Annotated in this window: 10 protein-coding genes; 8 read left to right on the plus strand and 2 right to left on the minus strand. The window is 73.5% G+C overall.

Annotation, left to right across the window (positions count from 1 at the left end; genetic code table 11):
• Positions 1-87: 87 nt before the first annotated feature.
• The gene (locus ACIHFB_RS41595) at positions 88-3,834 is read right to left on the minus strand and encodes an MFS transporter (protein WP_400129597.1); all 3,747 of its coding nucleotides are present in this window, start codon (positions 3,832-3,834) and stop codon (positions 88-90) included.
• 3 nt (positions 3,835-3,837) lie between these two features.
• Positions 3,838-7,419, minus strand: coding sequence for an amino acid adenylation domain-containing protein (locus ACIHFB_RS41600; RefSeq protein ID WP_400129598.1), 3,582 nt, complete (start codon positions 7,417-7,419; stop codon positions 3,838-3,840).
• Between the two features lie 207 nt (positions 7,420-7,626).
• Here ACIHFB_RS41600 and ACIHFB_RS41605 point away from each other — a divergent pair, with 207 nt between their 5' ends.
• The 8 genes from ACIHFB_RS41605 (at position 7,627) to ACIHFB_RS41640 (ending at position 21,445) form a co-directional block, all read left to right on the plus strand.
• Complete coding sequence (locus ACIHFB_RS41605; RefSeq protein ID WP_400129599.1) at positions 7,627-9,309, plus strand: condensation domain-containing protein; 1,683 nt, start codon at positions 7,627-7,629, stop codon at positions 9,307-9,309.
• 91 nt (positions 9,310-9,400) lie between these two features.
• The gene (locus ACIHFB_RS41610; RefSeq protein ID WP_365284699.1) at positions 9,401-9,991 is read left to right on the plus strand and encodes an isochorismatase family cysteine hydrolase; all 591 of its coding nucleotides are present in this window, start codon (positions 9,401-9,403) and stop codon (positions 9,989-9,991) included.
• A gap of 68 nt (positions 9,992-10,059) precedes the next feature.
• The gene (gene hypE, locus ACIHFB_RS41615; protein WP_365284697.1) at positions 10,060-11,091 is read left to right on the plus strand and encodes a hydrogenase expression/formation protein HypE; all 1,032 of its coding nucleotides are present in this window, start codon (positions 10,060-10,062) and stop codon (positions 11,089-11,091) included.
• Positions 11,092-11,106: 15 nt separating this feature from the next.
• A complete protein-coding gene (gene hypF / locus ACIHFB_RS41620; protein ID WP_400129600.1) occupies positions 11,107-13,485 on the plus strand; it encodes a carbamoyltransferase HypF in 2,379 nt (792 codons plus the stop codon).
• 4 nt (positions 13,486-13,489) lie between these two features.
• Positions 13,490-14,833 (plus strand): hypothetical protein, encoded by a 1,344-nt coding sequence (locus ACIHFB_RS41625; protein WP_365284693.1) that lies wholly within the window; start codon positions 13,490-13,492, stop codon positions 14,831-14,833.
• The gene (locus ACIHFB_RS41630; protein WP_365284691.1) at positions 14,830-15,603 is read left to right on the plus strand and encodes a gamma-glutamyl-gamma-aminobutyrate hydrolase family protein; all 774 of its coding nucleotides are present in this window, start codon (positions 14,830-14,832) and stop codon (positions 15,601-15,603) included. The genes ACIHFB_RS41625 and ACIHFB_RS41630 overlap by 4 nt, the downstream gene beginning before the upstream one ends.
• Entirely contained in the window at positions 15,603-16,043 is a 441-nt protein-coding gene (locus tag ACIHFB_RS41635; protein WP_365284689.1) for an NUDIX domain-containing protein, read from the plus strand. Before ACIHFB_RS41630 ends, ACIHFB_RS41635 begins: the two co-directional genes overlap by 1 nt.
• Positions 16,044-16,150: 107 nt before the next feature.
• Positions 16,151-21,445, plus strand: coding sequence for an amino acid adenylation domain-containing protein (locus ACIHFB_RS41640; RefSeq protein WP_400129601.1), 5,295 nt, complete (start codon positions 16,151-16,153; stop codon positions 21,443-21,445).
• Position 21,446 lies beyond the last annotated feature (1 nt).

The raw sequence follows: 21,446 nt of genomic DNA on the forward strand, positions 1-21,446 counted from the left end.
CCGTATGACGAAGGGCATCCCCCGGATCCGGGGGATGCCCTTCGTCATACGGCGAGCGCGTCGGTGCGGAGCGCGGGCGCGGGCGGCTCAGACCGTGTATCCGCGCGAGGCGAGGGTCACTCCCGAGTCCCGCCCCGACCAGGTCACGTCCGCGGGGCGCGGGACGTCCAGGGAACCCGCGGGCAGGCCGGGTGTCCAGGCAACGGCGCGCAGGCGCAGCGGGGTGTCTCCGCGCACCTCCAGTTCGACCTCGACGCCGTCGGCGGGCGGCCCGGCCAGGAGCAGGCCCCAGGTCCAAGGGCCGTCGGTGTAGGCCCGGTTGGCGCCGCCGGGGACGTGGTGTGCGGCGACCTTCGCGGCGACGACCCGGGTGCTGCCGGCGTCGGCGTACAGGGCGAGTTCCGCCGCGCGGCCCTGCCGGCTCGACAGGCGCAGCCGGATGTGGCGGGTGTCGCCGTCACGGCTGGTCGCGAGGACCTGGACCTCGGGCAGCGCGACGTTCTTCGACGGTGCGGGTCCGGTGCGCCAGTTCGCGGGTTCGTCGAGGGCGGGGAAGGTGTCGCTCACAGGGCGGGTGCCGGACTCGTCGAGGTAGTGGCCGAGCCAGTCGGAGTGGCCCGCGCCGGTGGAGGCCCAGCGCGCCCGGCCGGTGTCGGCGTCCAGTGTGTAGACAAGGCTGACCTGCGCGGGGTGGGCACGGTCCGGGCCGGCGACGAGCAGCCCGGCGAGGACCGCGAGCAGTGCGCCGACCGTGCCGAGCGCGGTGAACGCGCGGGCCGCCGTGCGGCGCAGCGCACCCGTGACGAGCGGCAGCGCGGCCGCCAGGCACAGCACCACGAGGAGCAGGGGCGCGGCGGCCAGCGCGAGGGGCACCGCGTCGAAGAGCAGCACGGTGACCGGGCCGAGCAGCGCCGCCGCCGGCACCAGGGCGGCCGACAGGAGCGGGGCGCGCCACGGTGAGCCGTCCGCCAGCCGGACGGCCACGGCCAGTCCGGCGGCACCGGCGAGGGCGGGCCAGACGAACAGGTAGGAGGCGCCGGGCAGCAGGAGCGCGGTGAGCAGGCCGCACAGGGCCAGCCACAGGGTGACTCCGGCGCTCGCCTCCAGGCCCGTGACCCGTCGGCGCAGCCGGACCGCCCAGGTCCAGGTGGCGGTGGCGGCGAGCAGGACGGCCGCGAGCACGAAGGGCCCCGGACGGTAGGGCGTACCGAGCAGGAAGCCGGTCAACTCGGGCTTGATCCAGGTCAGTACGGGCCACAGGGCGGTGCCGGCGACCGCGGCGGCGGCCAGCGCGAGCGGCAGCGTCGCGGCGGTGAGGGCGACGCCTCGCAGGCCGACGGCGCCACGGGCACCGCGCAGCGCGAGGGCGAGGGCGGCGACGGCCAGCAGCGCGACGAACAGCACCCAGCTGTCGGGGTAGCTGACCAGGAGGCCGCCGAGGTTGAAGTACGTGGCGTCGCCCGCCTCGGCGGTGGCGGCGAGGTCGGCGGCTCCGAGGCTGCGGGTCGCGGCGAGTGTGGCGGCTCCGAGGTCCTGGAGGCCGCCCCTGTCCAGGTGGTCCAGGCTGTCCTGCGGGGTGTGGTAGCGGGCCGATCCGCCGATCACCGCGAAGTTCAGGCCGCTCGCCCCTGACTCGCGCAGGGCGGTGAAGTCGGTGTCGTTGGGCAGCAGCCGGTAGACCTCGTCGGAGAGCGAGGTGGCCACCGGCGGGTGGTCCGCCAGGGCCCGCACGAGGGGGCCGTTGCCCGGCCCGGTCTCGAACATCACCGCCCGGCCGGAGGTGCCGCGGGCCTCCAGGTTGAGGACGACGGTGGGACCCGCTTCGGTGCGCTGAGCAGCGACGTGGGCGCGGGCGCCGAGGAGTCCGGGCTCCTCCCCGTCGGTGATCAGGAAGGTCACGTCGTTGCGGAGGGCCGGCCCCGAGGTGAGGGCGCGGGCCACCTCCAGTGCGGCTCCGACACCGAGGCCGTCGTCGGAGGCGCCGGGGCTGGTCTCGGCCGAGTCGTAGTGCGCGACGACCAGGAGGCTGCCGGTGGAGTCGGTGCCCGGGAGGGTGGCGGTGATGTTCTGGGTCCAGCCGACCAGGGCGGCGCCCTCCCCTGTCTCCGCCCCGGTGCCCCGCTCGATGCGCGCGTCGAGCCCCAACTCCTCGAAGCGGCCGATGAGTTCATCGCGTACCCGGTCGTGTTCCGCGGTCCCGAGGTGGTGCGGGCGGCGGGCGATGGCGGCGATGTGGTCGTGGGCCCGGTCCGCGGAGAACGCCTCGGCCGAAGCCGTGCGCGGCAGTGGATCGGGGGTGTCCACGGCGCCGAGCACGGTGCCGGCCGCGGCCAGCGCGGCGAGCACCGGCACCAGGGCCCTGGTCAGCAGCCGCAGCCGGCGCGACGCGCCGGGGACGGCCGGGGGGCGGGCGGGGCCGGTTGCCTGTTCGCTGTCCGGGCCGGGCACCGGGGGTGTACGCAGATCGGTCATCGTCGGCTGCTTCCTGGGAACTTGGTGAGGTGTGCGGCGGGCCGGGGCGGCCTCCGCGTCGAGGGCCGCGCGCGGCAGCAGCAGCGCGGCCCCGGTGGCGGCGGCGGTCAGGGCCGCGGCCAGGAAGAACGGGGCACGCAGGCCGAACGCGCCGGCGAGCCCGCCGCCGACCAGTCCGCCCACCGGCGACAGTCCGTTGACGACCAGGCGGTAGCCGCCGTTGACCCGGCCGAACAGCCGGGCGGGGACGAGCTCCTGACGCAGTGACGTCGTCACCACGGTGGTCAGCGAGACGCTCACCCCGACGCAGGTCAGCGTGGCGGCGGCGAGGATCGCGTGGCTGGTGGTGCCGGCGACGAAGAAGGGCACCGGGCACAGGGCGAACGACAGCCTGAGGGTGCGGCCGCGGCCCAGGGAGCGGACGGCGACGGGGGCCAGCAGCAGCCCGGCGAGGCCGCCGACGGCGAGCACGCCGAGCAGCAGGCCGTACTCGCGTTCGCTGATGTCCAGGGTGTGCAGGGCGAAGAGCACGGCGATGCTCATCACCGCCACCACGCAGAAGTTCATCAGCGCGGTCAGCACGCAGACGGTGCGCAGCAGCCGGTGGCGCCACAGCCAGCGCACCCCCTCGGCCGTCTCGGCCAGGACGGTGCGCGCGGACATGGGGGTGGCGGGCGCCTCGGCCGGGCGGGCGCGTGGCATCCGGACGCTGCACACGAGCAGGGCCGACAACGCGAAGGTGACCGTGTCCAGGGCGAACGGCAGCGGCCGGCCGGCGACGAACAGGGCGGTGCCCAGCGGAGCGCCCAGGAACTCACTGGCGATCAACTGCCCGCCGATCAGACGGCTGTTGGCGGACTCCAGCGAACCGGTGCCGACCACGTCGCCGACCACCGCCTGGGACAGGTTGTCGGCGAGCGTCGCGATCGAGGTGAGCAGGAAGGAGACCAGCGCGAGCGCGCCGATGCCCACCTGTCCGGTGACGATGAGCAGGACCAGGGTGCCCATGACGAGAGCGCGGGCCACATCGCAGATCCACAGGGTGCGCCAGCGGTCGAGCCGGTCGACGAGGACCCCGGCGAACGGCCCCACCAGGGTCCACGGCAGCTTTCCGGCCACGCCGACCAGGGCGACCTGGAGGGGGTCTTCGGTGAGGACGGCGGCGTACACCGCGAGGGCGGCGATCCGTGTTCCGTCGCCGAGCCCCGATGCGGCGGTGGCGGTCCACAGTCGCCAGAAGCCGCGCCCGAAGCGGGACGTGCCCGACCGCCCGGGACCGGGCTTTTCCGGCACGGACGTACGGGGACGGGCTGCGGGCGGGCCGGGCGGGGCGGCGGCGGACCGGTCCGGGGAGAGGGCCACGGGTCAGCCCTCCAGCTTCTCCGCGAGTTCGTCCTGTGACATCCGCTGCACCTGTTGCACCAGGGCGGCCACCCGGTCGACGTCGATACCCGCCTCGGCGCCCTCGGCGCGCATCATCGTCGCGAGGCCGGCGATGGTCGGGGCCTCGACGAAGAAGTGCAGGGGCAGGTCGAGGCGGAACAGGTCCCGGATCCGGGACACCACCAGGGTGGCGAGCACCGAGTGGCCGCCGCACGCGAAGAAGTCGTTGTCGACGCCGAGTCCGGTGACGCCCAGGGTCTCCTCCCAGATACCGGCGAGCACCTGCTGGAGCGGGCCCGCGGGCGGTGTGTGCACCACGGCGGCCGGCCGCCTGCCCGGCTCCGGGAGCCTGGCCCGGTCGATCTTTCCGTAGGCGGTGACCGGGAAGGCCTCGAGCGGGACGAACACGTCGGGCACCATCGGCGACGGCAGCAGGTTGTGCAGCCGGGCCCGCAGCGTGGCCGCCTCGGGCGCGGGCTGCCCGGCCGGGCCGGTCACATAGCCGATCAGCCGCAGCCCGCCGACCGGCGAGTGCCGGGCCACCACGACGGCGTCCGCGACCGAGGGCTGGGCCCGCAGCACGGCTTCCACCTCGCCCGGCTCGACCCGGAATCCGCGGATCTTGACCTGGTGGTCGGTGCGGCCCAGGAACTCCAGGGTGCCGTCGGGCCGCCAGCGCGCCCGGTCCCCGGTGCGGTACAGCCGGGCACCCGGCGCGAACGGATGCGGCACATAGCGCTCGGCGGTCTGGCCCGGACGGCCGAGATAACCGCGCGCCACCTGCACGCCGCCCGCGTGGAGTTCACCCGGTATGCCGATGGGCTGGAGGCGCCCGTGCTCGTCGAGGACGTAGGTGTCCACGCCGGGCACGGGGCGGCCGATGGGTACCGGCTCCACGGCCGGCGTGGTGACGGTGTGCTCGGTGATGTTGATGGTGCTCTCGGTGGGCCCGTAGGAGTTGACCAGGCGGACGTGCGGTGCCGCGGCCCGGAACTGGTCGGCGAGCGCGGCGGGCAGCTCCTCGCCCGCGCTGATCACCAGGCGCAGGGTGGCCGCGGCCTCGGCGAAGCCGCCCTGGTCGAGCGCCGGGCGCAGCACCGACGGCACGAAGAAGCAGGTGGTGACCTGTTTCCGGGCCAGCACGTCGTGCAGATAGGACACATCCGCGTGCCGTCCGGGTGCGCTGAGGGCGACGGTGCCGCCGCAGGTGAGCGCGACCAGGAGCTCCCACATGGCGGTGTCGGCGCTCAGCGCCGTCTTGTGCAGCACCACGTCGTCGGCGCCGAGCGCGAACTCCGTGCGCATGCCCGCGAGTCGGTTGGCGAGGCCGGCACGGGTGACGACGACGCCCTTGGGGCGGCCGGTGGAACCCGATGTGTACAGGACATACGCCCCCGCGTCGGGGAGTTCGGCGGTGTCGGGGCGATGCGCGGGGAAGCCGTCGCCCGCGGCTGCACGGTCCCACTCCGTGAGCACGGCGGGCCCGGCCGGCAGCCGTGCCGCCAGGTCCGCGTCGGTGAGCACGGTGTGCGGGGCGGCGTCCGCGATCAGCTCGGCCAGCCGTTCGGCGGGGTGCTCGGATTCGAGCGGCAGCAGGACGGCCCCCGCCTTCAGGACACCGAGCACCGCCACGAGCAGGTCGAGGGAGCGCGGGAGGCAGACGGCCACCCGGTCGTCGGCACCCACCCCGCGCTGGAGCAGCAGATGCGCCAACTGGTTGGCCCGCTCGTCCAGTTCGCGGTACGTCAAGGTCAGGGACGGGTCCGCGGACGCGGTGTCGGCGACCGCGGCGGTGGCGTCGGGGGCCGTCGTCACCGCGGCGTCGAAGACGTCCAGCAGACCACCGGCGGCCGGTGCCGTCCGGTCCCGGCCGGAGAACTCGGCGACCAGTCGCCGGCGTTCGAGCTCCGTCATGTACGGCAGCTCACCGACGGTCGCCGCGCCGTCCGTGGCGACGGCGGCGGCCACCACCTGGCGTACGGCGGTCCCGATGCGTTCGGCGGTGTCCCGGTCGAACAGGTCGGACGAGTAGGACAGCCAGCCGGTCAGGCCGTCGCCCTCTTCGGCCGGGGAGAACTCCAGGGACAGGTCGAGGTCGGAGCCCGTCTTGGGCAGGTTGAGCGTCTCCGTGCGCACACCGGGCAGTTCGAGCCGGCGCATCGGCACATTGCGCAGCGCGAGCAGGGCGCGCACCAGGGCCGAGCGGCCGCTGTGGCGCTCTCCGCCCGCCTCCTGGACGATCCGCGGATAGGGCACGTCCTGGTGGGCGAAGCCGTCCAGGGCACTGTGCCTGGCGACGCGGAGCAGGTCACGGAAGGTGGCCTCGGAGTCGACGCCGACGCGCAGCGGGACCGTGTTGACGAAGAAGCCGATGAGGGGCTCCCATTCGGGCCGGGACCGGCCGGCGACAGCGGTGCCGATGACCAGGTCGGGCTCGGCCGACCAGCGGTGCAGCACGGCGGCGTAGGCGGCGAGCAGGACCATGAACGGCGTGGCCTGTTCGCTGCGGCCGAGCCGGGTGATGCCCTCGACGAGGTCGGCGTCCAGGTCGATGCGGACCGCGGCGCCGTCGAAGGTGGGCCTGGCCGGGCGCGGGCGGTCGCCGGCCGGTTCGAAGACGGGCACGCCCGCCAGCCGTTCGCGCCAGTGCGCGATCCGGCCCGCGGCCTCCTCGCCGGCCAGCCACTCGTGCTGGCTGTCGGCGAAGTCGGGGTAGTTGAGGGTGAGTTCGGGCAGCCGCGCGTCGCGGCCCTGGACGGCCGCGGCATAGCTCTCGGCCAGTTCGTCGACGAGGACGCCGAGGGACCAGCCGTCGACGACGATGTGGTGCACGCAGAGGGTGAGCAGCCAGGAGCCGCCGGCCGAGCCCGCGCCCGCCGCCGCACCCGCCGCTATGTCCGCCCCCGCCACCCCCGCTTTCACCGCGCCGGAGCCAGCCGAGCCCGCCGCACTCGCCCCCGCCGCCACGCCCCCGGCCCCGGGCTCGGGCTCGCCCCCGTGCTCGGCGGGCGATACGGGCTCGGCCACGGCCGGTCCCCCGGCGTTCTCGTCGAGCTGCCAGAGGGTGGCGCGCAGCAGCGGCGGGGCCGACAGGTCGAAGGGCCGCCGGGTGATGGTCCGCAGCAGCGCGTCGATCTCGTCGGCGCGGGCCCGCCCGGTCTCCAGTTCCACGCCGACCTCGCCGGCGGCCGCGACGACCTGCACGACTCCACCGCGCTCGTGATCGATCTCGAAGCCGGTGCGCAGTGCCTCGTGCCGGGCCACGACCGAGGCGAGCGCGGCGGCGAGGGCGTCCGGGCGCAGATCGCCGTGCAGCCGGACCGCGATGGGCAACAGGTAGTTCACCGCGGCGGGATCGAGCTCGTGCTGGTAGTAGAGCTGCTGTTGGCCCGGAGCGGCGACGAATCGCTGGGTCCCCCCGGTGCGCGGCAGGGCGCGCAGGGGTGGCCGTGCGCTGCGGCGCCCCGCTGCGAGCCGCTTCGCCAGCAGGGCGCGGCGCTCGGGGGACAGTCCCTCCTGGGCGCGCAGCAGATCCTCGGCGGCGTGGGTCGGCGCCTTGCTCATCGGTCCTCCTGGACGGTCATGGCCGCACCGACGGCGGCGGCCGACGGAGTGCGACGGGGCGGCCCGGCCTGCGGAGCGCGGCGCGGCAGGCGTTATCGGATCGTGCGGCACCGGCGGCCCGTCGGGCAGTCGGGACATTGCCTGACTGCCGTCGACCCCGCGCCGTGCCGCAGGATCGCGGGAACCAGCCGAGTGGGAGGGTGACCGTTGACGGCCGACGACGCGCTGATCGTAGAGACCTCATTCGCACAGCAGAGCCTGTGGCTTCAGCACCACCTGGACCGGGGCCTGTCGGCGTACAACATCACGGCGGCCGTGCGGCTGCGCGGGCCGCTCGACACGGCGGCTCTCGAGTACGCCTTGAACGCGGTGGCCGACCGCCACGAGGCGCTGCGTACCGTCTTCGCGCTGGAGGACGGCGAGCCGGTGCAGGTGATCCGCCCGACGGCGGCGCTGACCGTGCCGGTCGAGGCGGCCACGCCGGACCAGGTGGCGGCGGCCGCCGGCACGGAGCTGTCCCGGCCGTTCGACCTCGGCACCGGACCGCTGCTGCGCATGCGGCTGCTGCGGCTCGACGACGAGCATCATGTGGCGCTGCTCGCCATGCACCACATCGTCACCGACGGCGCCTCGTCGGAGGTCTTCCTCAAGGAGCTGACGACCGTGTACGCCGCGCGGGTCGCGGGACACGAGCCGCCGCTCGACGAACTCCCCCTCCAGTACGCCGATTTCGCCGTGTGGCAGCGCCAGACCCTGGTCGGCGCGGAGCTGGACCGGCTGGTCGGCCATTGGTCGAAGGCGCTCACCGGCGCCGTGCCGCTCGCCCTGCCCACCGATCTGCCGCGGCCCGCGACGGCGGGCACGCACGCCGTGACCCACCACTTCGAGCTGCCGGCGCCGCTCACCCAGCGGCTTCGGACGCTGGCCCACGAGGGGCGGGCCACGCTGTTCATGGTGCTCCTGGCCGCACTGGACGCGCTCCTCGCCCGCTACTGCCGGCAGCAGGACATCACCGTGGTCGCCCCCATGGCGGGCCGGGCAAGGCCCGAACTGGAGGGCCTGATCGGCTACTTCGTCAATCCGCTGCTGCTGCGTACCGATGTCTCGGGCGATCCGTCCTTCACCGAACTGCTCGGCCGGACCCGCACCACCTGCCTGGACGCCTTCGACCACGAGGACCTGCCCTTCGAGCAGGCCGTCAAGGCACTGCGCCGACACGGTGCGCCCGGAGCGGAGACGCTGCCCTCCCAGGTGCTGCTCGTCCTGCAGAACGCCCGGCCCGCCCGATGGCACAGCGCCGGAATCGACTTCGAGCTGATCCCCGCCGATGTCGACAGCGCCAAGGCCGACCTGCTGCTCGAAGTGCGTCCGGAGCCGGAGGGCGGGTGCCAGGCGGGGCTGGAGTACCGCACGGACCTGTTCACGGCGGCCACGGCCGAGCGCTTCGCGACACATCTCCTCGACGTTCTCGACGCGGTGGCACAGTGGCCCGACGAGCCGCTGTCGCACTTGCTCGACGCCGCCGTACCGGCCGCCGAGATCCCGTCCCCGCCTGCCGCACCGGCCGGCTCGCAGGCACCCGGGCAGACGGGTGCCGAGGACACGCCCGGCGCCCGGGTGGACCCTCGTACTCCGCTGGAGGAGGAGATCGCCGCCATCTGGCGGGAGCTCCTCGGCTGGGACGACATCGGCGTGTACGACAACTTCTACGACCTCGGCGGCCAGTCACTGCTCGCCGTACGCCTGGTCGCGCAGTTGCGCGACAGGTTCGGCGTGGAGGTGTCGCCGAACGAGCTGTACAGCGACTTCACCGTCGCCACGGTGGCCTGGACGGTGCTGTGCCGGATGGCCGAGGAGGACGACCCGGCCGACGCCCCCGTGACCGCCTGACACCCGACTTCTGTAAGGGGATTGCCCGACTGGCACGCCCCACCGCCCGGCGAGATCTTCGGACCAGGACGACCGATTCTGAGGAGTGCGCATGAGCAAGGTCGCTGTTCTCACCAATGACCTCCAGCACGACCTGGTGAACAAGAACCAGGAACGCATCGACGCCGTGGCGGAGGCCACGCCCGGTTTCTCCGCCTTCCTCAACGACATGCGCGAGCGCGGCCACCACGTGGTCCATCTCCAGCTGATCAACAAGCCGGACGACCCGGTCGCCGAGCGCTACGAAGGAGGCCGGCTGCCGGCCCAGAAGGGCACCGAGGGCGCGGAGATCCTGCCCGTGTTCTTCGACGAGTCGAGCGACATCCTCGTCGAGAAGAACAAGGACAGCGGGTTCTACGAGACCGATCTGCACGAACGGCTCCAGGCGCTCGGCGTCGAGACCGTCATCGTGACCGGCATGCAGGGCCAGATCTGTGTGCAGACCACCGCCGCCGACGCCTTCTTCCGCGGCTACAACGTGTGGGTGCCCAGCGACTGTGTGGTCTCGGCCCGCGACCACGACAAGGTGCGCGCCCTGGACTGGCTGGACGGCTACTGCGCGACGGTCGCCCCGTCCGCGGACATCGTGGCCACCCTCGACAAGGACGGCGAGCTGCCCCGCAAGGTGTTCCGCACGCCCTGACCCCGCCCCGGTTGCGCCGCCCGCCCCGCGCCCCGCCTCCAGCCCGCATCCGAACCACGGGAGTTACGTTGTCCACGGCTACGACGCCCATGCTCAGCCAGCAGATCGTGCTCGACCACGGCACCGGGGCCCGCTTGAGCCGGGAACTGGTGGAATTCGTGGTGGAGGTGCTCGGCGACTCTTACGTCGGGGAGATGGAGGACAGCGCGGTGCTGCCGCCGCTCGACGGCGCGCTCGCGATGACCACCGACTCCTTCGTCGTCGATCCGCCGTTCTTCGGCAACGGGGACATCGGAAAGATCGCCGTGTGCGGCACGGTCAACGACCTCGCCGTGGCCGGTGCCGAGCCCCGCTATCTCACCCTGGCGATGATCCTGGAGGCGGGGCTCCCCATCGCCGACCTGCACCGCGCTCTGACCTCCGTACGGGAGACGGCCCGCGAGGCGGACATCAGGATCGTCGCCGGCGACACGAAGATCGTCGGTGCGGGTGAGGCCGACGGCATCTTCCTCAACACCACCGGGATCGGCGTCTTCACCTCACCTGCCAAGCGCATGCGGGACGTGGTGCCCGGCGACCGGATCCTGCTGAGCGGACCGATCGGGGACCACACCATCCATCTGCTGTCGGTACGGGAGGGCCTCGGCTTCGAGAGCCGTGTCCTCAGTGACTGCGCCCCGCTCAACGGGCTGATCGGCCAGGTGCGTTCGGCGGTGCCCGAGGCCGCCCTGAAGTCGATGCGCGATGTGACGCGCGGTGGCCTCAACGCGGTGCTGCACGAGTACGCCGCCGCGGTGGGCCGCACGCTGCGCATCGAGGAGGACGCGCTGCCGATCGGTCCGGAGACCCGGATGGCCGCGGACATGCTCGGCATCAATCCGATCAACTGCGCCAACGAGGGGTGTCTGGCGCTGTTCGTGGATCCGGCCCACGCCGACTCGGTCCTGGACACGCTGCGCGCCCACCCGTACGGCCGGGGGGCCGTCGCCATCGGCGAGGTCACCGAACGCCCGGTACAGGCCGTGGAGATGGTCGGCCGGGACGGTTCGGTCAGTGAGATCGAGGAGCTGCGGGGCGCCGAACTCCCGCGGCTGTGCTGACCGGTGGGGGCCGTCATGACTGACTGCGAGCGATGGCTGATCCGGGTGACCGGGGTGGTGCAGGGCGTGGGCTACCGGCCCTTCGTCTACACCCTGGCGGACTCCCTGGAACTGTCCGGCTGGGTGCTCAACGACACCCTGGGGGTGCAGACCGAGGTGTGCGGTGCGGTGCCGCTCCTGGCGGAGTTCACCGCGGGGCTGCGCGAGCGGGCCCCGCTGCTCGCCCGGGTCGACGACGTCCGGGTGGAGAGCCGCGAGCCGTGGGCCGCCGCGGACAACGCCCCGGCCGGGTCCGGCCGCTTCGAGATCCGGGAGAGTGTGCGCACCGGCCGGGCCGGCACCATCGTCGCCCCGGACTCCCATGTCTGTGACGACTGTCTGCGCGAGGTCCTCGACCCCGCGGACCGCCGCCACCGCTACCCGTTCGCCAACTGCACGCACTGCGGGCCCCGTTACTCCCTGATCAAGGGGCTTCCCTACGACCGGGCGCAGACCACGATGGCGTCCTTCGTGATGTGCGGACAGTGCCTGCGCGAGTACCAGGACCCCCTGGACCGGCGCTACCACGCCCAGCCGACCGCCTGCGCCGAGTGCGGCCCGCAGGTCACCCTGTCGACGCCCGACGGTGTCCTGGCCACGGCCGGTGCGGCGCTGACCGCCACCACCGAGGCGCTGGCCGAGGGCCGGATCGTCGCGGTCAAGAGCGTCGGCGGCTTCCATCTGGCCGCGGACGCCCGCAACCCCGCCGCCGTGGCCCGGCTGCGGGCCCGCAAGAAGCGCGACTCCAAGCCGTTCGCCGTCATGGCCCCGGATCTGGCCACCGTGGAATCGCTCGCCGTGTGCACCCCGGCCGAGCGCGAGCTGCTGCGCTCGCCCGCCCGGCCCATCGTGCTGCTGCGCAGGATCCCGGGGTCACTGCCCGAGGAGGTCGCGCCGCGCAATCCGAGCCTGGGCATCATGCTGCCGTCGGCACCGCTGCACCATCTGCTGCTCGACCGGCCCGGCCTCGATGTGCTGGTGATGACGAGCGGCAACATCTCGGGCCGTCCCATCGCCTACCGCAACGAGGACGCGCTCGGCCAGCTCTTCGAGGTCGCCGATCTCGTCCTGCACCACGACCGGGACATCCATGTCCGCGTCGACGACTCGGTCGTACGCAGTTCCGTGCACGAGGCCCTCGACGAACCCCTCATCACGTTCGTACGGCGCTCCCGCGGCTACGCCCCCTACCCGGTCAAGCTCGGCCGGACCCTGTCCGAACCGGTTCTCGCCTACGGCGCCGAGCTGAAGACCACCGTGGCCCTCGGCGAGGGCACCGAGGTCTACGTCAGCCAGCACATCGGCGACCTCAAGAACGACGAGACCTTCGCCTCGCACCGTGAGGCGGCCGACCATCTGACGGAGCTGTACGAGGTCAAGCCCCGCTATGTCGCCTGCGACATGCACCCCTCGTTCCGCTCCCGGGCGCTGGCCGGCAGCCGGCCCGAGGACGTCGTCGAGGTCCAGCACCACCACGCCCACATGGCGTCCTGCATGGGCGAGAACCAGCTGTCGGGGCTCACCCTCGGCGTCGTCTTCGACGGGGCCGGATACGGCACGGACGGCACCATCTGGGGCGGTGAATTCCTGCTCGGGGACTATGCGTCGGCGCGGCGGGTCGCCCATCTGCGCCCCCTTCCGCTGCTCGGCGGCGACCGGGCGGTGGCCGAACCGATCCGCACCGGATACGCCCTGGCCCTTCAGGCGCTGGGTTCCGCCGAAGCGGCCGTAGAAGCCTTCCCGGCCCTCGCCGTCCTGGACGACACCCGGCGGTCCGTCTTCGCGACCATGGTCGCCAAGGGCATCCAGGCCCCGCCGGTCTCCAGCATGGGCCGCCTCTTCGACGGGGTGGCGGCGCTGCTCGACATCTGCGCCTACGCCGAGTACGAGGCGCACGGCCCGATCGAACTGGAGGGGCTGCTCGGCCGCGACCTGACGACGGCCACGCCCTACAGCTTCGGTCTTGAGGAGCCTGAGGAGCACGAGGACCCCGAGGCCGCGGCCGTCGTCGACCCGCGGCCCGTGATCCGCGCCATCGCCGCCGAACTCGGCCGCGGTACGGCGGTCGCCGACATCAGCCGCCGCTTCCACTCGGCGGTGGTGGCGATGGTGGTGCAGCGCTGCACGGCGATGCGCGAGCGGCACGGAGTCCGCCAGGTGGTGCTGTCCGGCGGTGTCTTCCTCAATGAGTTCCTCCAGGTCAACTGTCTTGTGGAGCTGCGCAAGGCGGGCTTCGACGCCTACGCCCACCGTCTGGTGCCCACCAACGACGGTGGTATCGCGCTCGGCCAGGTGCTGGTGGCGGACGCCCTGCTGAACACACCCGGCACACCTGCGACAAGCGAGGGAGATTAGCTCGATGCGCACCACGAATCTGACTCTGGACACCGTCGTACGCCTGCTCAGCGAGAACGAGGCGAGCGCGCTGCGGACCTTGAGCATGGTGCCGTCGGAGACCTCCATGTCGGGCCTGGCGAAGCTGCCGATGCTGCTCGACCCCTACCACCGCTACTTCTTCAACGAGGACGACGACCCCGACCGCTGGCACTTCCGCGGCGCGCAGCGGCTGCGGGACCTGGAGACGGAGCTGACCGGACCGCTGCTGCGGGAGCTGGGCCGGGCCTCGTACGCCTCGGTGAAACCGCTCAGCGGACTGAACGGCATGACGCTGGTGCTCGGTGCGCTGGGCGGCAGCCCCGGTTCGACCGTGGTCACCGTCGCACCGGGCCAGGGCGGCCACTACGCGACGCCGAGCGTGGCCGAGCGCCTGGGGCTGCGGGTGGAGTACCTGCGCGGCCCCGATCCGCACGGCCTCGACCTGGCACACGCCGCCGAACTCCTGGCGCGGGTCAGGCCGTCACTGGTCTACGTCGACCAGTCGCACTGTCTGTTCCCGGTCGACGTGCCGAGCCTGGTCGCCACGGTCCGGGCCCACTCGCCGGGCACCCTGGTGCATGTCGACGCCAGCCACTGGCTCGGCCTGGTGCTCGGCGGCGCCTTCCCCAACCCGCTCGACGACGGCGCGGACAGCTACGGCGGCTCCACCCACAAGACGTTCCCCGGACCGCAGAAGGCCGTCGTCCTCACCCGCGACGTCCGGGTGGAGCGGCTGATCCGCGAGGCGCAGGACTTCCTGATCAGCAATCACCACTTCGCCGCGACCGTCGCCCTCGGCATCGCCCTGCTGGAATTCCGCGAGTTCGGACCCGCCTACACCCGGGCGGTGCTCGACCACACCCGCCGCTTCGGGCGACTGCTCACCGAGCGGGGTCTGACCGTGGTGGCCGCGGACCGCGGGTACTCGGCAGGGCATCAGCTCTGGCTGGACACCGAGGCCGACGGGGTGCCCGCGAAGACGGCGGCCGCCCGGCTCTCCGCCGCCGGCCTCAAGGTCAACTTCATGGCGGGGCTGCCCGGCTTCACCGGACAGGGCGTCCGTATCGGCCTCAACGAGGCGACCTACCAAGGGCTTTCGGGCGAGGACATCGACGAGCTCGCCGAGGTGTTCACGGCCGCCGTGCAGAACACCGCGCCCGCCGCGCGGCTCGCCGAGCGCACCGCCGCGCTGCGCGACCGCGTCCCGTTCGGCGCCCGCGCCGACGACGGGTCCCCGCTGCTGCGGGCCGCGCTCGACCTGTGCGAGGGCGCCCTGCGGCGCACCAGCGGCGCGGCCGCGGTGCCGGCGACGGGCGCGACCCGATGAGCCGCCCCGTCATCGGCATCACCGGCTACCGGGACCGGGCCCGCTGGAACATCTGGGACACCGACGCGACCGTGATCCAGCAGGGCTATGTGCGGGGCGTCACCCGGGCGGGCGGCCGGGCGGTGGTACTGCCGCCGGACGACGCCGACGCCGACGTGCTGCTGCGCCTCGACGGGCTGCTGCTGTCCGGCGGCGCCGACCTCGACCCCGCCCTCTACCGGGCCGAACGGCACCCGGCCAGTGACCCGGCGCGGACCGACCGGGACGCGGGAGAACTGTTGCTGCTGCGGGCCGCGCTCGCCATGGATCTGCCGGTGCTCGGGGTCTGCCGGGGCCTGCAGCTCCTGGCCGTCGCCCATGGCGGCACCCTGCACCAGCATGTACCGGAGCTGGTGGGCCACACCGGCCACTGCCCGCGCGAGGGGGTCTTCGGCCGGCACACGGTGCGACTGACGCCGGGCAGCCGCGCGGGCGCCGTGTACGGACCGTGGACCGAGGTCAACTCGCACCACCATCAGGCCGTCGCCGACCCCGGGGCGCTGGACGTCACCGGGCGCGCCGAGGACGGCGTGATCGAGGCTGCGGAGAATCCGCGTCTGAGGTTCGCCGTCGGCGTGCAGTGGCATCCCGAGGTCTCCTGCGACGACGAGCTGTTCGAGGCGTTCGTCGCGGCCTGCGCCGGCGGTGCGCCGTCGGCCGCACAGCGCCCCGGCACCGCCCGGCCCGCGCACCCCGCCCTCATCCCACCTCTCCGGAGCGAGGTCACCTGATGATCGTGCTCAACCGCAGCAAACCCCGCCGCGTCCGGGTCGTCGTGGTGGACGGCGACGACCGGGTCCTGCTGGCGCACCGCGGCAGGCCGGGACGGGCCCGGGTGTGGGCACCGCCCGGCATCCCCCTGGAGGCGGGCCAGGACACGGTACGGGCCGCCGCCGCGCTGCTCGCCCGGATCGGGCTGCCCCGCGCCGATCCCGGGCCGGTCGCCTGGCAGCGGCGGGTCAAGGTGGCCACCGGAGGCGAACTCGAGGACCACCGCGAGGACTTGTTCCTGGTACGCACCGAGCACAGCCCGGCGCCGGGCGACGACACCCGCTGGTTCACGCTCGACGAACTGACCGCGCCGCACGAGCCGGTGTACCCGCGCACGCTCGCCGCCCTCGTGTCCGAGGGACCGGGCCCCGGAGCGGCACCCACGACGATCGGGGCGTAACGCCCGTCCCGGCCTGCGAAGAGCCGGCCACACCGTCCGGTGCGGCCTCGAACGACATCGCTGCGGGCCACGGATACGTACCGCAGGACAATGCCAGGAGGGCTCCAGTGACGATTTCGGCCCGCCCCGGTGGAGGAACGCTCGTCGACATCCTCCGCGACCGGGCGGACAGCACCCCGCATCTGACCGCGCTCGAGTTCCTCGACGACGACGGCACGGAGCGGGGCATCGGCTACGCGGCCCTGGACCGCCGGGTCCGTGCGGTGGCCGCCGCGCTCACCGAACGCGGTCTGCGCGGGGAGCGCGTCATGCTGCTCTACCCGCCAGGCGAGGACTATGTGACGGCGTTCCTGGGCTGTCTGTACGCCGGCGCCGTCGCCGTGCCCGTCTACGTGCCCACGGGCAAGCGCGGACTGACGGCGGTCCTCGCCACCGGGGCCGACGCGGGCGCCGTACTGGCCATGAGCAACCGCATGGTGATGGACGCGATCACGGCCGGGTTCCCCGAACTGGCCACCATCGGCACCATCCAGTGGCTGGTCACCGACGAGATCCCCGACTCCACGGCCGAGCTGTGGTCCGGCGCCGGCCCGCGCCCCGACGACCTGGCCTTCCTCCAGTACACCTCCGGTTCCACGGGCACGCCGAAGGGCGTGATGGTGCGCCACGACAATCTGGTGCACAACTCCCGGTCCATCTCCGACGCCCTGGGCGTCGGGCCGGACAGCCGGGGCGTGAGCTGGCTGCCGCCCTATCACGACATGGGTCTGATCGGCGGCATTCTCCAGCCGCTGTACGCCGGGTTCCCCTGCACGCTCATCTCCCCCCTGGCGTTCGTCCGCAGCCCCGTGCGCTGGCTCGACGCGATCAGCCGGCACCGGGCGACCGTGTCGGCGGCGCCGGACTTCGCCTACAGCGAGTGTGTGCGCCGGATCAGCCCCGAGCGGCGGGCCGAGCTCGACCTGAGCAGCTGGCAGCACGCCATGGTCGGCGCGGAGCCGGTGCGCCCCGCCACCCTGGACGCCTTCGCCGACGCCTTCGCGGACAGCGGCTTCTCGCGATCCGCCTTCCACCCCTGCTACGGCCTCGCCGAGGCCACGCTCTTCGTCACCGGCGGCGCTCCCGAGCACGGCCGGCCGAAGGTGCTGCACGCGGACCGCCGCGAACTCGAACTGGGCCAGGCGGCGTCCGCCGGTCTCGACGCCACGGCGGCGGCCTCGCTGACCGGGTGCGGCCGGCCGCAGAGCGAGGATCTGGTGGTGCTGGTCGACGCGGCGTCCGGCCGGGAGTGCCTGCCCGGCGAGACCGGCGAGATCTGGGTCAGCGGGCCGACCGTCACCGGCGGCTACTGGGGCCGGCCGGAGCTGACCGACGAGGTGTTCCACGCCCGGCTGGACAGCCGTCCGGGGCGGGAGTTCCTGCGTACCGGCGATCTCGGATTCCTGTGGCACGGCGAGCTGTTCGTCACCGGCCGGGTCAAGGATCTGCTCGTGGTCCGCGGCCGCAACCACTATCCGCAGGACATCGAGCAGTCCGCCGAGCTGGCCCACCCGATGCTTCAGCCGACCCGCGGGGCCGTGTTCTCCTTCGACGACGGAGCCCAGGAACAGGTCGTCCTGGTGCACGAGGTGGTGCGCGGCTTCGACCCCGAGGAGGCTCCCGCGGTGCTCGACGCGGTGCGGGAGGCGGTGGCCGCCGAGCACGGACTGGCCCTGCACGCCGCGGTTCTGGTGCGTCCGGGCGCCATCCCGCGCACCACCAGCGGCAAGATCCGCCGCCGGGCCTGCCGGGAACGGTGGCTGGACGGCACGCTCGACGTCCTGGCCACCGACGGCCGCGACACGGCGGACGTGACCCCCGGGACCGTGCCGGGGGCCGGGCATCCGCTGCACGCGGCGGTCGCCGAGACGGTGGCCCTCGAACTCGACGTACCCGTGGAGGAGTTGCGGACCACGGTGCCCCTGGTCAGCCTGTCCCTCGACTCGTTCCGCGCCGCCCGCCTCAACGGCGCGCTGCGCGAGCGCTTCGGGGTGGAGATATCCGCGGCCGACATCCTGGACGGTGTCACCCTGGACGATCTGTTCGCGCTGGTGTCCGCCGAGGCGGCTGCCGCGCCGGCCGGGTCGCCGGACACCGGCGCTCCCACCGGCTCCGGCTCCGGCGAGGCCGCCGCGCCGCCGTCCGTGACACCCGCGACCAGGCCACAGCAGTGGATCTGGCTGCTCGACGCGATCGGCGGCGGCGACGCCTACCACGTGTCCGGCGGCATCGATCTCCTCGGCCCGGTCGACCCGGAGTTGCTGCGCCTGAGCCTGTCGGATCTCGTCACCCGTCATCCCGCCCTGCACTGCGGGTTCAGCACCGCCGACGACGGAACCCTGCTGCGCACCGAGCTGGCGCCACGCCCGCTCTCGCTGCCCGTGGTGGACGTGTCCGCCGAGGGCGATGCCGCGCACCGGCGGCGGCGTGCGCGGGAGATCGCGGCCGAGGTGGCGAAGGGGCCATTCGACCTGACGGCGGGACCGCTGCTGCGCGCCACGCTGGTGCGGATGAGCGCCGACACCTGGACGCTCGCCGTGGCGGTGCACCACATCGCCGTCGACGGCTGGTCGCTCGGACTGCTGCTGCGCGAGCTGGGGCTGCACTACCGCGAACGCCTCGCGGGACACGCCCCCACGGCCCGGCCGCTGCCCGCACCCGTGACGGCGCGCGACGAGAGCGCGGACGCCGAGGCGGCCGCCTTCTGGCGCGAGCAGCTGGCCGGCGCCGAGGCGGTGAGCCTGCCGCTGGACGCGCCGCCGCCGCAGTCGCTGTCCACCCGGGGCGCCACCCTGCCGTTCGCGCTCCCCGCCGAGCTGGTCACCCGCCTGAAGAGCTATGCGGGTGCGCGCCGCGCCACCCTGTTCATGGTGCTGCTGTCCGGCATGTCCGCGGTGCTCACCCGCTTCACCGGACAGCGGGACCTGGTGATCGGTGCCCCTGTGGCCGCCCGGAACCGGCCCGAGACGCTCGACCGGATCGGCCTGTTCGTCAATACGCTGCCGCTGCGCGTGGACGCCTCCGGCGAACCCGCCTTCGGTGAACTCCTGGCCCGGGTACGCGCCTCGTGTCTCGCGGCCTACCGGCACCAGGACTTCCCCTACGGCGAGATCGTCGGCCTGACCGGGGCGACCCGTACCGACCACCGGGCCCCGCTGGTGCGTGTCGCGCTGGCGCTTCAGAACCTGCCGATGGCGCCCTGGCAGGCGGGCGACGTACGGGCGGAGCCGTTCGAACTGCCCGCTCCGGGTGCCCAGTTCGAGTTCTCCCTGCATCTGCGCGAGGAGCAGGACGGCAGCCTCACGGGCCACGCGGTGTACGCCGCCGACCTGTTCACGGGCGACACCGTCAGGCAACTCCTGGACGCCCTCGCCCTCGCCCTCGCGGGCGCGCCGGGACAGCCCGGCAGCGCCGCCACGGACCTGCCGATGCTCACCGACGCCGGATACGACCGGGTGGTACGGCAGTTCAGCGGCGACGGCACCCCGCTGGCCGACGGCCTGGTACACACCGACTTCGAGCGGCAGGCCCAGCTCACCCCCGACGCCCCTGCGGTGGTCTGGGGCGACAGAAGCCTCAGCTACGGGCAGCTGGAGGCGCGCGCCAACCGCCTGGCCCACCGGCTGCGCTCCCTGGGCGTCGGCCCCGACCGGCCGGTGGCGGTGTATCTGCCGCGCTCCCCCGAGCTGGTCGTCGCGCTGCTCGGGGTGGTCAAGGCGGGCGGCGCCTATCTGCCGCTCGACCCGGACCACCCGCAGGCTCGGTTGGCCCTCCAACTCGATGACGTACGCCCCGAGTTGCTGCTCACGGACGCATACCTCGCCGAGGGCGGGGCGGCCGCGCTGACCGCACGGAGCGGGGGACCCCGCACGGTCGTCGTGGACGACGAAGGGGCCGCCGGATTCCCCGACACCCGGCCGCCGGCCACCGCACGGCCGGACAGTCTGGTGTACGTCATCCACACGTCCGGCACCACCGGCACCCCCAAGGGCGTCATGAACCAGCACGCCGGTGTCGCCAACCGGATGGCCTGGATGCAGCAGGACCATCCGCTGCGGCCCGGCGAACGCGTGCTGCACAAGACGCCCGTCGGATTCGACGTGTCGGGCTGGGAGTTCTTCTGGCCGCTCGGGGTCGGGGCGAGCATCGTCCTCGCGAAGCCCGGCGGCCATCAGGACCCTGCCTATCTGGCCCGCACCATCGCCGAACAGTCCGTCACCACCTGCCACTTCGTACCGTCCATGCTGCGCGTCTTCCTCGACGAGGCGGCCGCGGCCGGTGCCGCGACCACGCTGCGCCGGGTGTTCTGCAGCGGGGAGGCACTGGCACCCGAACTGGCCGCGCGCTTCCATGCGCTGCTGCCGGGCGTGGAACTGCACAACCTGTACGGCCCCACCGAGGCCGCCATCGACGTCACCGCGGAGCATGTGCGGCCCGGTTCCACGGACAGGGTCCGGCTGCCGATCGGACGTCCGGTACCCGGCGTGCGGCTGCACGTCCTGGACGAGCGCGGCAACCTGGTGCCCGCCGGGGTGCCCGGGGAGCTGTGCATCGGCGGTATCCAGCTGGCCCGCGGCTATTACGGCAGGCCCGCCCTGACGGCGCGGACCTTCGTGCCCGACCCGTTCGGCAACGGAGGTCGGCTCTATCGCACCGGCGACCGCGCACGCTGGACGCCCGAGGGCACCCTGGAGTACCTGGGCCGCCTCGACCACCAGGTGAAGATCCGCGGCCAGCGGGTCGAGCCGGCCGAGGCGGAGGTGGCCCTCGCCGGGCACCCGGCGGTGGGCGACGCGGTGGTGCTGTGCCGCCACCATGACGGCGAGGCGTATCTGGCCGCCTATCTGGTGGCCTCCGGCGACCTCCGGTCCGAGCCGTCCGAGCTGCGTGCCTTCCTGAGCGAGCGGCTGCCCCCGGCGATGATCCCGTCGGCGTACGTCTGGCTGGACTGGCTGCCCACCGGCGCCAACGGCAAGCTGGACCGTGCCGCCCTGCCGGACCCGCGCGAGCAGCTCGCCGAGGCGCGGAGCACACCGCCGCACGACGAGACGGAACGGCGTATCGCCGAGATCTGGTGCGAGGTCCTCGACCTGCCCGAGGTGTCGGTCACCACCGAGTTCTTCGCGCTCGGCGGCCACTCGCTGCAGGCCTCCCGGATCGCGCAGCGCATCCGCAGCGTCTTCGGTGTGGACCTCCCGGTGGGCACGCTGCTGACCCGGGCGGGGACCGTCGAGCAGACGGCGGCGCTGGTGGGCGAGCAGCTGCTCCTGGAGAGCGATCCCGCCGAAGTCGCCGATCTGCTGGCGGAGTTGGCCGAGCTGTCCGAGGCCGAGGTGGCCGCGCTCCTCGAACAGGAGGACTGAG

Origin of the sequence: Streptomyces sp. NPDC051963 (assembly GCF_044593495.1) — a bacterium.
Classification (GTDB): Bacteria; Actinomycetota; Actinomycetes; order Streptomycetales; family Streptomycetaceae; genus Streptomyces.

Bases quoted from the DNA above. Each gene is read 5' to 3' on its own strand.
- hypF (WP_400129600.1), top strand. From the start codon at position 11,107: ATGACTGACTGCGAGCGATGGCTGATCCGGGTGACCGGGGTGGTGCAG.
- ACIHFB_RS41635 (WP_365284689.1), top strand. From the start codon at position 15,603: ATGATCGTGCTCAACCGCAGCAAACCCCGCCGCGTCCGGGTCGTCGTG.
- ACIHFB_RS41630 (WP_365284691.1), top strand. From the start codon at position 14,830: ATGAGCCGCCCCGTCATCGGCATCACCGGCTACCGGGACCGGGCCCGC.
- ACIHFB_RS41610 (WP_365284699.1), top strand. From the start codon at position 9,401: ATGAGCAAGGTCGCTGTTCTCACCAATGACCTCCAGCACGACCTGGTG.
- ACIHFB_RS41600 (WP_400129598.1), bottom strand. From the start codon at position 7,419: ATGAGCAAGGCGCCGACCCACGCCGCCGAGGATCTGCTGCGCGCCCAG.
- ACIHFB_RS41625 (WP_365284693.1), top strand. From the start codon at position 13,490: ATGCGCACCACGAATCTGACTCTGGACACCGTCGTACGCCTGCTCAGC.